General features: G+C 46.1%; 12 protein-coding genes. All 12 read right to left on the reverse strand.

Going from position 1 to position 14,006, the window contains the following annotated elements:
- Positions 1–693: hypothetical protein (locus tag VK541_RS25660; protein WP_324373519.1), on the reverse strand; the 693-nt coding region annotated here is incomplete at its 3' end.
- 11 nt (positions 694–704) lie between these two features.
- A complete protein-coding gene (locus VK541_RS25665) occupies positions 705–4,658 on the reverse strand; it encodes a hypothetical protein (RefSeq protein WP_324373520.1) in 3,954 nt (1,317 codons plus the stop codon).
- Positions 4,655–7,912, reverse strand: coding sequence for a baseplate J/gp47 family protein (locus VK541_RS25670; RefSeq protein ID WP_324373521.1), 3,258 nt, complete (start codon positions 7,910–7,912; stop codon positions 4,655–4,657). Before VK541_RS25670 ends, VK541_RS25665 begins: the two co-directional genes overlap by 4 nt.
- A gap of 2 nt (positions 7,913–7,914) precedes the next feature.
- The gene (locus VK541_RS25675; protein ID WP_324373522.1) at positions 7,915–8,334 is read right to left on the reverse strand and encodes a GPW/gp25 family protein; all 420 of its coding nucleotides are present in this window, start codon (positions 8,332–8,334) and stop codon (positions 7,915–7,917) included.
- 3 nt (positions 8,335–8,337) lie between these two features.
- Entirely contained in the window at positions 8,338–8,616 is a 279-nt protein-coding gene (locus VK541_RS25680) for a PAAR domain-containing protein (RefSeq protein WP_324373523.1), read from the reverse strand.
- A gap of 5 nt (positions 8,617–8,621) precedes the next feature.
- Positions 8,622–10,352 (reverse strand): type VI secretion system tip protein VgrG, encoded by a 1,731-nt coding sequence (gene vgrG, locus VK541_RS25685; protein WP_324373524.1) that lies wholly within the window; start codon positions 10,350–10,352, stop codon positions 8,622–8,624.
- A 5-nt stretch (positions 10,353–10,357) separates the two neighbouring features.
- A complete protein-coding gene (locus tag VK541_RS25690) occupies positions 10,358–11,077 on the reverse strand; it encodes a hypothetical protein (RefSeq protein WP_285057517.1) in 720 nt (239 codons plus the stop codon).
- Positions 11,077–11,238 carry a DUF5908 family protein gene (locus tag VK541_RS25695; RefSeq protein WP_324373525.1) on the reverse strand — a complete coding sequence of 54 codons (162 nt, stop codon included), beginning with the start codon at positions 11,236–11,238 and terminating at the stop codon, positions 11,077–11,079. The genes VK541_RS25690 and VK541_RS25695 overlap by 1 nt, the downstream gene beginning before the upstream one ends.
- A 2-nt stretch (positions 11,239–11,240) precedes the next feature.
- The gene (locus tag VK541_RS25700; RefSeq protein ID WP_324373526.1) at positions 11,241–11,720 is read right to left on the reverse strand and encodes a phage tail protein; all 480 of its coding nucleotides are present in this window, start codon (positions 11,718–11,720) and stop codon (positions 11,241–11,243) included.
- Positions 11,721–11,729: 9 nt separating this feature from the next.
- Positions 11,730–12,164, reverse strand: coding sequence for a phage tail protein (locus tag VK541_RS25705; RefSeq protein WP_324373527.1), 435 nt, complete (start codon positions 12,162–12,164; stop codon positions 11,730–11,732).
- A gap of 22 nt (positions 12,165–12,186) precedes the next feature.
- Positions 12,187–13,611: a phage tail sheath family protein gene (locus VK541_RS25710; protein WP_324373528.1), complete on the reverse strand. Its 1,425-nt coding sequence runs from the start codon at positions 13,609–13,611 to the stop codon at positions 12,187–12,189.
- Between the two features lie 3 nt (positions 13,612–13,614).
- Positions 13,615–14,006: phage tail sheath C-terminal domain-containing protein (locus tag VK541_RS25715; RefSeq protein WP_324373530.1), on the reverse strand; the 392-nt coding region annotated here is incomplete at its 5' end.

Below are 14,006 nucleotides of genomic sequence, written 5' to 3' on the forward strand. Positions count from 1 at the left end.
CAGCTGGTCGAGGATCGAGGCCACGGGACTTAAATAACTAAAGACCAGATCAAAATAATCCGAAGCCTGGCTTGCAGAGATCAAAGCCCTTGGGTAATCTATGGTTTCCAGGTTGTACAGGGCTGGGTACATCGCCCCGCCCTTATTCTTATTTACGGTATTTATTTTAATCAGGTCAGCGGCAGAGATCAGCAGCTTTCTCACCGTAAAAGTCTTCTCTATACCCAGGTCATCGCAGCTTTTGCCCAGGCAGCTTTTCAGGTCTTTTGTAGCCGCCTCCAGGAACAGTACCACCACATAATTGCCCGCAGTGATTACAGCATCGATTAACTTGGCACCCAGAAGCGCTGCATTTTCCGCTTTTACCAGTTCATAGAGCTTTACCCGGTTGCCCGTACTGTCATTAAAATATGGATAGTCCATTCCATCCGGATATACATATTCCTTATAATGGGTAAGTTCACAATCGCCCAGGGAAATTAAAAACCCCCATGAAGATACCCCCACACCTTTGGTGATGTGGTATACATTACCTGTCCTGCTGGCTTCAAGTCCGCAGGCAATACCCCTCCCTATCAGACGAATTCTGGTCAATCGGCTCTCCTGAAACAAAAAATCCTGCATGGTATTCAGCTGCCCGGCAGTAAGGACCTGATTTTCTTCAAATACCGTTGTTTTATTAATGAGTTCCATAAGTCAATTGATTAAAAAATGCCAATGTTAGTTTGATTGAGTATAAGTGTATTCTTTTGCACATCGTCTTCATCGCAGCTGTGCAGTTTGCCCGAAGGATAGACGCTCCGGAGGTTTTGCGTGATCTCTATGAATTCTTTTAGCGCCTTGATCCTTTCCGGATCATCAACAGGAAGCGTGTTGGATTGGATCAGCCAGTATTTACAGGCCTTTTCAAACAAGTCCATATGCAAAGGGCTGACCCAGCAGACATTTAAAGCCACGTGCGCCGGGGTTTCTTCCCTTAATGTTTTTTCTATAAAATTCCTGAAGTTCCTGTCCCTGAACCGGTCGGGCCAGTAGGGCAAAATTGCAGTCATTACAAAACTATAGGTGTCGGTTATTTTACATTGCTCGCAGTCCACATCTGTATGGATGTCGAGCAATTTGTCGAAGGCCGTTTTTGGGCGAAGCAGCAGATGCTCAATTAAATGCATTCCTTCACGTTCGATAAAGATCTTATTGATAAAGGCCACCATATCAGAAACTGCTGCCTTTTCCATTCCTGCCCTGATGATGATGGTTTTGGCAGACAAGCTCTTAATGCCAAAAGTCTTGGTATAGCTGATTTGTTCCGGAGCAAATGGCTTATCCAGTAAGACGTTGGAAACGATCAGCGTTTTGCCACCGGAAAAACTGATGCTCAGGATATTGAAGTACTGGAGATCACCGGAAACCCGCTTTAAGGACAATTCGTCGCCTGCCCTCAGACGGTCAGTCAGATCAGTACCATTTATAGTGATTTCTCTCCGGTTTGCAGCTACACTGCAGGCAAATGTTTCGTCAAAAACTACTTTGCCATCCGGATAGTTGCTGGGTAAGGTTTCGTTTACCTCAATCTTAATGTTAGGCCCAACCGCTACAGTATTATTGACCGTATATACCCCATTATTGGAAATGGAATCCCTAATCATCACATTGGCCGGCACAGCATCCTCTATCCTTTCTGCCAGTGGTTTATTGTAATTCTTGCCCTGGTGCTTGCCTATCGTATTTCCGTAGACATCAAATATTTCAAAATGATAATTTGGATCGGCAACGACTACATTTTCCGGATCGAAGCGGTAATAATCTTCATCCGAAGCAAACCTGAGGAAGTTCCAGATCAGGTTTAATCGTGTATTCTTCTTAATTTCTGCCGCATTTGCCCCTTTTTGCTCCGGCCCTTCCAGTTCACCCGTTATGATCACTTTTCGGGTGGAATCCTGCGCAGGCTTGTCAAACAACTTGTAGCTGATCTTGTGCAAATGAGGCGTAGTGGTATTGTCGATGGTATGTGTAGATACCGTAAAATAGTTTTCAATCGGCGGAGCCAGGTTTTTTCTGCTGGCCAAAATCTGTGTTTGCAGTTCATTCAGACAAAGCGCCTGATGTTCGCTGATCATGGTTGTCGCAGCGGCTTCTGTCAAGTTGGTGCTTTTGCTCAATGCGACCAAATTCTGCTGTAAACCATCGCCATAAATTGCGATCTGAAATTTACCGGCCGAAGTACCCGGGATCAGTTTATAATTTTTGAGCAGCGCACCTGCGCTCACCAATTGTTCGACCCCCGCCTTTGCTTCATTTTTGCTTTTAAAAGGCAGTATGTTCTTAAAATATAGCTTTGTAATGATCTTGGTCTCAAAGCCCCATTTCCCCGCTGTTTCGCTAATGATAAACTCTTTTGAGAACAGCAGCTCATCTGCCTTTCTGGGATCAATACCTAATAGCATAGACGTTCTCTTCTCAAAGCCTGATACATTCCGGTAATACCAGTTCAAAGCATGTCTGTAGTTAAAAGCCTTTCCCCGGTTACTGCTGATTTCGGGATATGCGTTGAGAAATGCCAATTTATCCTTGATCAGTTCCGCACCGGCTTTTTGGCCGTCAATGGTATAGGCGATGATGGCATAGTCACTGAACTGTTCGCAAAAACGGGCCAGTAAATGATCTAAAAACCGGTTTTTTCTTTTCTCAAAATCAGACTTAGACTCCGTAATGCCTTGCAGGCTAACTCCATAATCGTTGTCAAACAGTTTCAGGTCATCCCCGTTCGGCACAATCTCCGCTACATCCGCATCCCCCAGAAGTGATTCGCTGAAATAGGTTTTGTTCAGCAGCGGCTGTCCATAGATATCCAGCTCCTGGTTCAGGCTAAACAGGGATTTTAAACCATTCACCTGCTGCAGGTAATTGTAGAGCAGCTGATCGAAGAAGGAAAGAAATCCTTTGAACTGTTTGGCATTGGTAATTCTTTCCGAACGCTCCGGCTCTGTAACCGGCAAATTGGGAATGCCCTGAGAACCCACCCCATAGACCAAGGGAAAATCTTCCTGGACTGAGGTATAGTCTGTTGTTTCCCGCCATTGCCCCTTTGGTACCGGCTGGTCCAGAATTGGGTTAGACGGGTAACGTTTTTGTGCTGTGATGCTCAGTGTGTTAAAAATGAGGTCCATATCCTCTTCATCAAAAGAAAATGGCAGGTCACTTTTATAAAATGATAACTTGGAAAGTTTTGTGGACAGTCTTGGAACATAGAGCTGGTCAATGGCCAGGCTCATGCACCATTTCACGCTTTTCTGGGTAATACTTCCGTCATTGTCTTCCGGAAAATTTGCGATCTGCAGGCCGCTGACAGATTTGACGGGTTTCTGTCCGTCGATTTCCACATCCATGATCAGCCGGATCAGGTCGCTCGTCCTGATGTTACATTTTTGTGCCGAGGCTTCCAGTTCATCGTCGTCAATAAAGCCATGTTCCAATGCCGGCCCGTCAAAGATCTCTTCTGTGCTCTTGCCTTTATCTTTCATCTGGGGCAAGCTGTAGAAGTAGACGTCGGGCGAAAGAAATTTGGAAACCGCATAATAAATGTGTGCTGCAACCGTCGCCGGATCGGCAAAAGGATCAATTTCAATATCCCCGCAGATTGCAATTTCCTCCACACGGAGTGCTTTAATATTCAAATAGTCCTCACAGAGCGGGCGGTTGTTGTGCAGGCGGTCCTCAGCTTTTTTAATGATGGTTTTTACAATGGCCATCTTACGTTTGTATTGTGCCAAAAGACTGTCAGCCGCGGTAAACAGGAATGCATTTAACTCCGCATCGATCAAATTCAGATCAGGAATGGCAACAGGAACACCACCGATCTTTTTAATCCCGGCAAGCGTGATCTGGTTGTCAGTTGTATCGGTATCCTCCAGCGTATAGCCGGCAGGCAATTCATCAAATTCTACTTCCAGTGCTTCAATATGGGTGATGATGCTGCTGTCGTCGTCAAAATCTACCGCGGGGTCATCCCAGCGGGGAAAATGAATGTTGATCCTGATCTCTACCCCGTCCAGATGAGGATCAGAGAAGTTGTTGATGATATATAAGCCATCTAAAGCATTGGAATTCAGATCTCCATGAACGACTGAGCTATCAAACTCCAATAAGAAGTTGTACAGACCTCTAACAAAGAAACCTGCAGGATCTGTGACAGTAGGCGTATAGGAAAGTTTGTCTGCAACATAGTCCGCAAACAGTTTTTTCTCGGCATCAGCAGCCAGCAGCAGCCATGCGTTTTTGATCCCCAGTATTTCATGGGTATCCTCCGTTTCCACGGCAACATCCATCAGCAGTTTTCTGAAATCTTTGAGCGTGACCGGTGCGTTGTGCAGAATTTCCCGGGGGGTATAAAAGTTCTTAAAATCAACATCCTTTTCATCTGCGTCATTGGGGTTATTGGCCAGCAGGTCCTGTATGTCAAAAGTAAGCCGGTAACCAAGGTCAGTTATCGCGTAGCACAATGCTTCGAGTGTGGTAACTCCCGGATCGTGCAGGTTGTAATCGGTCCATACCTCTTTACTGAGGTCCTGAACCCTTGCCAGACCTAATTCCCGCAGTTTATCAAACTGCAGGCTCAGCTGTTCCGGCGTTTCTTTCAATATGGTTTTTAGTTCGCTCATGAGTTACAACCGCATTCGTTTACAGGAGATGTATTTTCATTTGTTTTTACCACGTTGTCATCGCAGTCGCCGCAGTCACAATCCGGGTTTCCGCCGCCAGGCAGGTCATTTATATTGAGGATATTGTGACTGGTATAAGAGGTCAGGATACTCGCCGCTGTCGCCGTTTCAGCACGGTCCAGGTCTTTGGTGGAAATGTCTTCCAACCCTGCTGGCCTGAAAAGGTACATTTTGAAGCAGGTCACGTAATCCACATATTTCAGTTTTTCCAGCTGGTAGATCAGTGTTGATTTTTCTATTTTACCCCCAAACTCAAGCTGTATGCTGCTGTTGCTGATCCATGGTGCCAAAAGGGATTTGATCTTTTGCTGAAGCTGTTCCATATAGATGTTCTCTTCATAACCGTCTCGCAGTTTGACATGAAAATCAAGCTTGATCTCTTCAAAAATTGGATTTTGAACATTCACTGCAGCAAATGCAGAATTTGATTTGGTGATGTATGACCTGATCTCCTCGAGTGTATTTTTCGACACTTTAGGCTTCAGCGGATTTGGTGCATTAGAGATGCTGATGTCAGGCACTGCAATGATCGCTACCGAGCCAGGAGATAATGAGTTATAAGTGCTTACCGTCCCGTTATAATAGGTATGGTTGATGCATTTAACGGTATACACTCCGGGAAATTTCGCCAGGATCAACCGTTCATAATCCCACAGGGTAATGGCCCTGTTCTTATGCCTTAACCTTTCACTCACCCGCAGGTAATATTCATTCCCCTGCTCCGCCGGTTTGCCATTGACGGATGCATAAGGCTGCGCAATCTTTTTGATGGCGGCGTCCGGTTCTTTCAGCTTGGAAATGGTGCCTGCCGGTATCGATACCTGTTCCGGCACGACATCGTCATAGCAGAAAAACGCGGCCTCACAGGCCTGTGCATCAATAGAAATGATATCGCAAACTGCCATCGCATGGTTTTCCACAGCTGCGCGCAGCCAGATGAGGCCTGACGGCAAGCATGTATTGTCATGGGTAGCCGTTTTAGGGATCTGAAGGGTCACAATCCCGCTGGTCAGCAGGCCATTGGTCTGTTCCCTTAATATTTCCGGTTTTTTAAACTCCTTCCAGACGTTTTTTTCCAGGTAAGCCCATTTCACTATAGCTTTTTCTATATCGGGATCTGAGCTCCCCTCACTGACCATAAACAGCAGACTGATGTTTTGTGCAACCACAGCATCGCTAAGCCCAATGTATAATTCGCCTTCATATGCCCTTATGGGAAGCAGGGTGACCAGTTCATGGGTATAGGGGTGAATTTCAGCAGGACCAAACGGCTCCAGACCGAAGAATTCATGTACCCTGCTGTTATAATGTGCCTGGTCAGCTGCTGCGGCCGACAGGTCTATGGTCGCCGTACAGGTATAATCCAGGCTCAGATTTTGGATCAAAGGAGTATACGGTGCGTTTGGCAGTTCTATTTTTGTGGGGTCATCTATCCCGTTTAGAATGGCGCGGCTGTAAGCCAGCTGATAATCTGCGTGGCCAAATCTTCCGTCAGTAAACTTGAGTTTCAGGAATCCCCGCTCGGTGTCCAGGGTATAACCCTCACCGGCATTGGTCCCATAGTCGGCATTAAGGTCATCCGGAACGGTAAGGACTTCACTGAATACAGCTTTTGGCGCCTGAACATTATCCGTACCAAAGAGATTTACTTTTGATGGCGTAAGCGGCGGCAATGGAATCCAGTTCCGGTGATATAAATAGGACACCTCAGCTTTAAAACTAGAGTTATATACATAATTGCTGGCAAGCAGGGTATAGACTGGAGAATCAAAAATACCCGTATACAAAACCATACTGGTATCCTCAGCAAGCGATTCCTTCTTAGATGATTCCTTTGATTTTTTCTCCGTAAGGCCTAGTTTTTCTGCTTTATACGTATTCAGATCTAAAATAACCGCATAAAAATCGCTGGCAGTCACATATGCTTTGTAGTAGATATCAAATGAAATTCCCGGCAGGTTCAGAAACTCAAAATTCAGTTTGAGGGAACTCAGATCGTGCTGCAGTACTTCGGTACTGCCGATATAAAAGTTCGCACCGATCGTTGGCGTAGAACCAAAGATCTCCATAGGTTTCGAAGGATCGAGCTTACCCAGGCTGTTCTGCACGAGTAAGTTCTTAACTCCTGTAACCCTAGTGTCAATTTTAACCGAACTCAGCCCGGAATGGGTCAGTGTGCTGTAAACATTCGTGGTCGCCTCAGCTGCCACGGTTATTTTCAGCACCGGATACTTCGTGGTAAATGGTTCAATATGAAGCTTTGGCTGATAATCCACGATCTTCGGTGTGGTCTCTGTAGCCTTAAGTGTCATCACCAGCTGGTTGGTGGCGGTAAATACCACAGACTCCACACTGATTTCAGTCCAGCCTTTTTCAGCACTTACCCAGGCCTTGAATTTTTCTTTGGCAATGATTGGGGAAGGCCCGAAATTTGCAATGCAGTTGATGGTCAGCGTAATGATTCTGACGCCTTCCGCCATCCGGAATAAAGGAGAACTAATGGCAAAGCCAGCAACCGCTTCGCCTCTTTCATCATTCCCGAAAGTGTCCCAGCTGCCATCCGCATTTACCAGATCCCCGCCTGTGCCGTCACCTGAGTTGGCCACCGGTGAAATATAAACCCTGCTTTTTTCATCCTGATCGACCAGTATCGATCTGATCTGGCTCACCTGCGCATGGCTAAAACTAAATTCTGATAATAATTTATAGAACTGCTCCTTTTTATCTTTGTTTTTGCCCGCTTTAAACTGGGTACTATCGTCCAGTATATACTGTGTAATGTGTTTGGCCAGTTGTATGGTCAGGTACACTTTATCGGGTACGGCAGGTTTCTTTTTAAAGCCGAGTACTGTTTCAAAGAAATAATCCAGGTGTTTGGCTGTAAAACCATTCAGGTCCTTTTGCGCAATGGCATACAAGTCTAAGAAAGCATCAAAAAGCCCCAGGTGAGGTTCAGTTGAACCATCCGCCTTGAGTTCTTCAATTTTAAAAACTGTATTCCATTTACCGCTCTTTTCGGTACTGTCAAAATAGTAATAATTGATAAATGCGCTCAGTTTCTCACAGAAATCATAAAGCGCTGCTTTATCCCTTTCATCAATGGCAACAAAAGATGCATCCAAAGCTTTGGGCAAGCGGTTCAAACGGTTTGTGCCGTTTCTTGGAGAATTATTTTTATTGCAGGAGGCGCCCATAATTAAAGATTTGTTGCTTCGTTGAGGTAATAAGGGTATACAATATTGTTGCGGGTATTGGTACTGCGAACGGTGTATTCCACCACCATGTTGATGATACCGTACTCGTGGTTTTTGACGACATCCAGTCTTTCCAGTTTTATCCTGGGTTCATAATAAATGATTGCCCTGCGGATCCTTTCAGTAATTCTGGTCACCAGGGTCACATTTATAGGTTCGAAGATCATGTCATTGATATTGCAGCCATAATCCGCCTGCATCACCCGCTCACCGACGGCCGTTCCAAACAAGATCTCCAGGCTCTGGTTGATGTCCTTTACGTCTGAAACCATGTCCGTAGCAAAGCTATCCGAACCGGTATACCTGGTGATCTTTGGAGGAAATGACCACCCTGTCCCTAAAAAGCTGCTTTCTGTTTCCATATCCTATCCTATTGTTACTGTTGGACAACCTACTACCGCACTCGCACCACAAATACAGGCATCACCGGTTCTTATCGCTGCCTTACCACCAATCATGACGGTCACGCTTCCCATGGGAAAAGGACTGACCGTAGGCTGATGCGCATTGGGCGGCATGGAGCAAACATGGTTATCACCCATCACACAAGCGGGCATACCGCCAATTAAAACTGTCGGCGCTCCCGGACCAATGATCATTCCCCCGTGATTTGTAGAATCTGTTACTCTCGCTGCATTTGGCATAAAACTTAGTTTATATTGACCATACTTCCTTTAATTTTTGTGATCGCAGACGAGCTGATTTCCGCTCCCCCGCTGCCACTCTGTTTGAGCTGCGCATTGGCAGTAGTGGTGACATTGGTACCCTCAATCTTGATGTCCCCAGTGGCTTTTAAAGTAATGTCCGCGGCACTTTCTATATTAATCGAGGAGGATGTCATTTCTATTTTATTGTTGTTTTCATCCTGAATGGTAATGCTGCCCTGGTCTTCATCCAGGGTGATCACATTGCCCTTAGCAGTACTGATCCTAATGATCTTTTTGTCGTCGTCAAATAAAACGGACAGCTCGCTTTTTGTCAGCAATCCCTTTTGTTTATTGTCTTCATCTGCGGTCAGGTGCGGCGGATTGGCGCTGCTGTACAACCGGCCCAGGATCAAAGCATCACGGGGATCATCGTTAATGAAGCCGACAATGACTTCATCTCCTATTTCGGGGTTCCATACCCAGCCGCGTCCGTTGCCTGCATCCATGCTTGCCAGTCTTGCCCAGATTCCGTCCCCGGCATTGTCTACCGTCGGTATTTTTACTTTTATCCGGCTTTCCCCGTCAGGATCTTCATGGATGTTGGTGACCAGGCCGACCTGCAATCCGTTCACGGCAGGGATCATCCCTGTAGCAGGTTTTTCAGCTACATCATCAAACTTATAATTGTGCAGGGTCTTATCCAGGCCGAACTGAACATGGGAATACCAGGCAGCTTCATTGGAATAAGAATGGATCACACCTGTCACCAGACATTTACCGCTAAAGCGCTCGCCGATACCTAAAAGCTCGACGATTATACCCGGTTTTAGCTTATTATCCCCCATGACCCTAAAATTTCCCACAATGCGGTTCAGACGGCTCCTGAACAATTCAGTAGTGGCCATTTTCGCACTCTCTGTACTGGAAACCTTGCCGGAATGGTAATAAGAATTGTCTGCCCAGCCCAGCACTTCGGCCAGGTCATCTCCGTTCAGGTTGCCCTGCTCAGGCAGTGTCGTCGCTTCAGACTCGCTTTCCTGTACTTCCTGGTTGCTGTAATCCCAGCATTTCGTCAGTACCTTTGGAAACTGGGTCCGGGCATCCATTTGGGCCTCAAATTCATAGATCTCACTGCCGTAGGTATATGTCGCCATACTTTCCTGTGCCGCATCCGGAGGAGCTATGATTAATTTTCCAGCTTCCGTAATCACCAGTGCACCGTTTAACTCTGCCCTGACCACAATGAAATCCCAGTTGCTGCAGTTGAACTGGACCAGTTGCTTGTGCACCATTTCCAGTCCTGTGACATCCACTGTAATTCCTGTATCATCAGCTATAAGTGTGATGGCGTCTGCATCAGATATGCCTTCATCAAATACCTTATTCTTGCGCCCGGCAGTCAGTTTGACGACCTGGTCACGGCACTCTATTTCCATAAAACTGCCGTCCTGGTCTGCCTTTATGGTCTGGCTAACGATCAGCCCGGAAAAGATCGTTTCATTTTCCCCGCCATTTCCGGCAGCGATCACGATCTCCGCACCGGGAATAAAATCTGTGCCATTGCTCAGTTCAAAATCCTGCGCCGAGGCACTTCCGTCCTTCACCACCAGCCTCGCCTTCGGGATTGCATTGACCACATTCGTCACTACGATTTCCAGCAAGCCAACCGAATCCGGTAAAACCTGTCCGTTAATCGTAATGCTAAAGCTCTGTGCTCCTTTATTCTCTGGCATGGCAATTATTTTTCAATTGGTGGAAATAAGATCTGTTGTCCCTGTTTCAATTTTCTGAAATTGTTTAAGCGGTTTGCCCTTGCAACTTCCAGGTAATAGCGGTCATTTTTGTAAATATTGAAGGTCATTAAAGGCAGCGGAGTCGTACCCTCAACGGTGCGCTGATGGGTCAGGTCCGGTGAATTGTTCTGCTGCTCATTGGACTGTTCCACCAGTGAAGTATAACTGCTGAACGTGCAGTCCGTTTTTGCCCGCAGGGGCTTGCCGGTATTGTCAAACAAAGTATAAGTCACTTTCACGGCCGTCAGTATCCCCTGAAAGGTAAATTCACCCCAGTGGATCTTTAAAAAATAAGGCTGATGGGTATCGTCCTTTACTTTAAAACAGGTGTCGATGAACTTTTCAATCACTTTGTGTACTGTTTTGTCCTTTTGAATGTCGGCCTGAAAAGTCGAATTTCCTGAATATGAAGCAGATGTCGCATCCCAAAGCAGGTCCAGTTTTAATTCTTTACCCCCTGAAGTTTTAAATTGCCTCACACTATCTGTGGCATTAACCGGGGTCTCACTATCCAGCTCATTTTTATACTCAATAAAATAAGTATTCGGATTGTAGAGCACATTAAACGTCTCCGCGGGTGAGCCCGAATAGTCCCTTCCTGTGTAAACCTCGATCACGAGTTTTTCCAGGTTGCCCAATTCCCCCAATAGCTGACTGATCGACATTACCTTTCGTTCTTGGTTTTTATTTGTTTCTTAAGCTCTTCAAGCGCCTTTTTCAGCTTCTTGTCTGTCGCCGTTTGTCCCGTTGCGCTTACAGCAGCAGATCCCGCTACATTATTGGTGACGGTAGTCGTAATGATGATTTCGTTAATTTCTACTGGCATGATTAAATTCCTCCTAATAAATCCGTTACGTCAATTCTTCTGAAATATTGATGTGCAAACTCAATGCTTTCTATCACCAGTCCGTTTTGCTGCGCATTGAACCCTTCAATGGTCCATTTTATCGGATATGCGTTCACAAAATTCCAGGCCTGCAAAGGAATATGCTCCTCATTCAGCAGGATCAGGGTAATGTCCCTTGGTTTGAAGCTGAAAGTCTCCACACTTTCCCTGAACCACCTCATCGCAGACGAACCCAGTAAAAGGCCGCGCTTTAAAGTCAGGTTGCTATAGGTCACCGCAGTTGGCAGTTTGTGCGCAAAGCGGTTTTCGCCCCCTTCTTTGTACTCCTCCGTAGTAATTGCAGCTTCCAGTCCGGTAGCATCAGTAAAACCAATATCCGGCATGCCCGGAAATTCCAGAAGCAGTCCTTCTATGCGAAGCAGGAAGTGAAAACCAACAGGGGGAGATAAGAATGGGAGCATAATAAAAAACTAGGTGAATTCTATGCTTAAACCTTCATGCGCCAGTTCTACGGTTTCTATGGCAACCTCATTGCCTGTAGAGTTCAAGGTAGGCCCGTCCACTTTCGACGGCCATGCGTTTCTGACTTTCCAGACCACAACAGGCTCATGGCTCTCATTCAATAAACTAATGGTGAGGTCCCGGCGCTCGATCTTGTTCAGGCTCACGGTGTTGAACCATTGGAAAAGTTCATTGTCCCCTTTGGTAATGCCCCTTTTCATCGATATTGCCGCGTACTGCTGCATGCCGGGCATTTTTGTAACATGGTACTCTGGTGAATTGCCTTCACGATAATCAATAGCCTGGGTTTCAACCGTAAGTCCGGAAACTTCTGTAAAACCAATTCTTGAACCGCCCCATTCCACCTGAAAGTGGAACACCGGCAATGGATAAGTATTTGCCATAATATTTAAATTTTATGATTTATTATTCTTGTAGTTTGTGAGAAAATTTAAGGATGATGAACTCTGCAGGTCTGACCGCAGCCATACCAATTTCCACATTCATTCTTCCCTCCAGGATGTCCAGAGAGGTCATGGTAATGCCCAGGCCAATTTTTACAAAAAAAGCATCATCAGGCTTGGCACCCTGCAAAGCACCCTGGCGCCACAGCGTATTCAGGAAGTTTTCGCACATGGTCTTCACCCTCAGCCAGGTATTGGCATCATTGGGTTCAAAGACCACAAATTCTGTTGCTTTTTTAACACTTTCTTCCACGAAGTTGTAAAAGCGTCTGACGGGAATATAACGCCACTCATTGTCATTTCCGGCAAGCGTGCGCGCGCCCCAGACCAGAGTTCCCTTACCTGTAAAAAACCGGATCACATTAATGGACTTTCCGGTAGTTGCATCGATATTTAAACCTTCCTGCTGTTCTGAGGTCACTTTCAGAGCTGGTCCGCTGATCATTTTAACGCTTTCATTGGCAGGCGCTTTCCAGACACCCCTGTTGTTGTCCACCCGGGCCATAATCCCTGCAACCGAGCTCGATGGAGGCAGGTCGATCACATTTTTGTCCATCTCCAGTTTTACAGCACGATAGGTATTCAGGTCTATGGCCTTTATAGCAGAAAGAGTCAACCCGTTATAGGCACTGTTTGCGCCGTCAAGTGTATGAATCACGGTAACCACACCTTCATCATAACCATAATTCAGCACAGACTGGAGCCATGGATAATACACGCAGCCATATTTCAGGTATTCCATACCAAAGCTGTCCCTGATCTTAACGGCATCATCAAAAGGATTGTCTGTGAGCACCCAGGGATCAAAGATCCCGATCCGGTCCTGGAGCCTATTGCATTGCATTAAAACCGCATCATAAAGGCCCAGGTAGCCCGATGAGGTAGCGGTTGCGCTGGCATGCTTATCTGTAAAAATCAGCATCGTAGGCTCATCCACTTTCGCAATTGCGTTTAAACTCTCGAGGCCCAGGGCATTCGTAAAATTAACCCCATAACCTCCACTCGATACGATATAACAAGGGCCGCCACCATTTGCATAGAACATCTGGATGGCGTAATACATATAAGCTCCTGAAACTGCATTTTTCCTCGCCTCGCAGGTAATCGTACGCCTGACCTTTCCAGACTCCGTTACATCTGTAATGGTTGGTGTTCCTGAAGTGGCAAAAACCGCAGTTTCAGGATTTGCACCCCCAAAGTATTTGTTATAATCCAAAAAGGAGGTGATCCTGATCGGAACATTTGGAGCGTCAAGCCCGTTTTCATCTTTGGCAAATTCTGTTCTGCCCATAAATGCGGGTATAGCCGTTTCAACAGCAGCTACGGAAGCCGGTAACTTGCTTATTTCTTCAATATAAACACCGGGTGTTTTGTAATTCGTTGCCATAATTTAAGATTTTGCTAATAAGTGAGAGAACTTTAAGATGATGAACTCAGCAGGCCTTACCGCAGCCATACCAATTTCTATGTTTAACCTGCCTTCCAGAATGTCCTGTGCGGTCATTGTAATGCCTAATCCAACATTTACAAAGAAAGCATCTTCAGGTTTTGCGCCTGCAAGTGCACCCTGACGCCACAGCTGGGTTAAAAAACTCTGGCACATGGTTTTGGCCCGGTACCAGGTGTTGGCGTCATTCGGTTCAAAGACCACGAATTCCGTTGCCTTCTTTACACTTTCCTCCACCATAATGAAAAGCCGGCGCACCGGAACGTATCTCCATTCGTTGTCATTGCCTGCCAGTGTCCTCGCTCCCCATACCAGGGTACCTTTTCCCGCAAATT

The organism is Pedobacter sp. (assembly GCF_035317785.1).
In the GTDB taxonomy this organism is placed as follows: domain Bacteria; phylum Bacteroidota; class Bacteroidia; order Sphingobacteriales; family Sphingobacteriaceae; genus Pedobacter.

What these genes read in the sequence shown, in the direction of transcription:
- VK541_RS25700 (WP_324373526.1), bottom strand. Translation starts at nt 11,720, where the DNA reads ATGCTCCCATTCTTATCTCCCCCTGTTGGTTTTCACTTCCTGCTTCGC.
- VK541_RS25675 (WP_324373522.1), bottom strand. Translation starts at nt 8,334, where the DNA reads ATGGAAACAGAAAGCAGCTTTTTAGGGACAGGGTGGTCATTTCCTCCA.
- vgrG (WP_324373524.1), bottom strand. Translation starts at nt 10,352, where the DNA reads ATGCCAGAGAATAAAGGAGCACAGAGCTTTAGCATTACGATTAACGGA.
- VK541_RS25695 (WP_324373525.1), bottom strand. Translation starts at nt 11,238, where the DNA reads ATGCCAGTAGAAATTAACGAAATCATCATTACGACTACCGTCACCAAT.
- VK541_RS25665 (WP_324373520.1), bottom strand. Translation starts at nt 4,658, where the DNA reads ATGAGCGAACTAAAAACCATATTGAAAGAAACGCCGGAACAGCTGAGC.
- VK541_RS25670 (WP_324373521.1), bottom strand. Translation starts at nt 7,912, where the DNA reads ATGGGCGCCTCCTGCAATAAAAATAATTCTCCAAGAAACGGCACAAAC.
- VK541_RS25690 (WP_285057517.1), bottom strand. Translation starts at nt 11,077, where the DNA reads ATGTCGATCAGTCAGCTATTGGGGGAATTGGGCAACCTGGAAAAACTC.
- VK541_RS25705 (WP_324373527.1), bottom strand. Translation starts at nt 12,164, where the DNA reads ATGGCAAATACTTATCCATTGCCGGTGTTCCACTTTCAGGTGGAATGG.
- VK541_RS25710 (WP_324373528.1), bottom strand. Translation starts at nt 13,611, where the DNA reads ATGGCAACGAATTACAAAACACCCGGTGTTTATATTGAAGAAATAAGC.
- VK541_RS25680 (WP_324373523.1), bottom strand. Translation starts at nt 8,616, where the DNA reads ATGCCAAATGCAGCGAGAGTAACAGATTCTACAAATCACGGGGGAATG.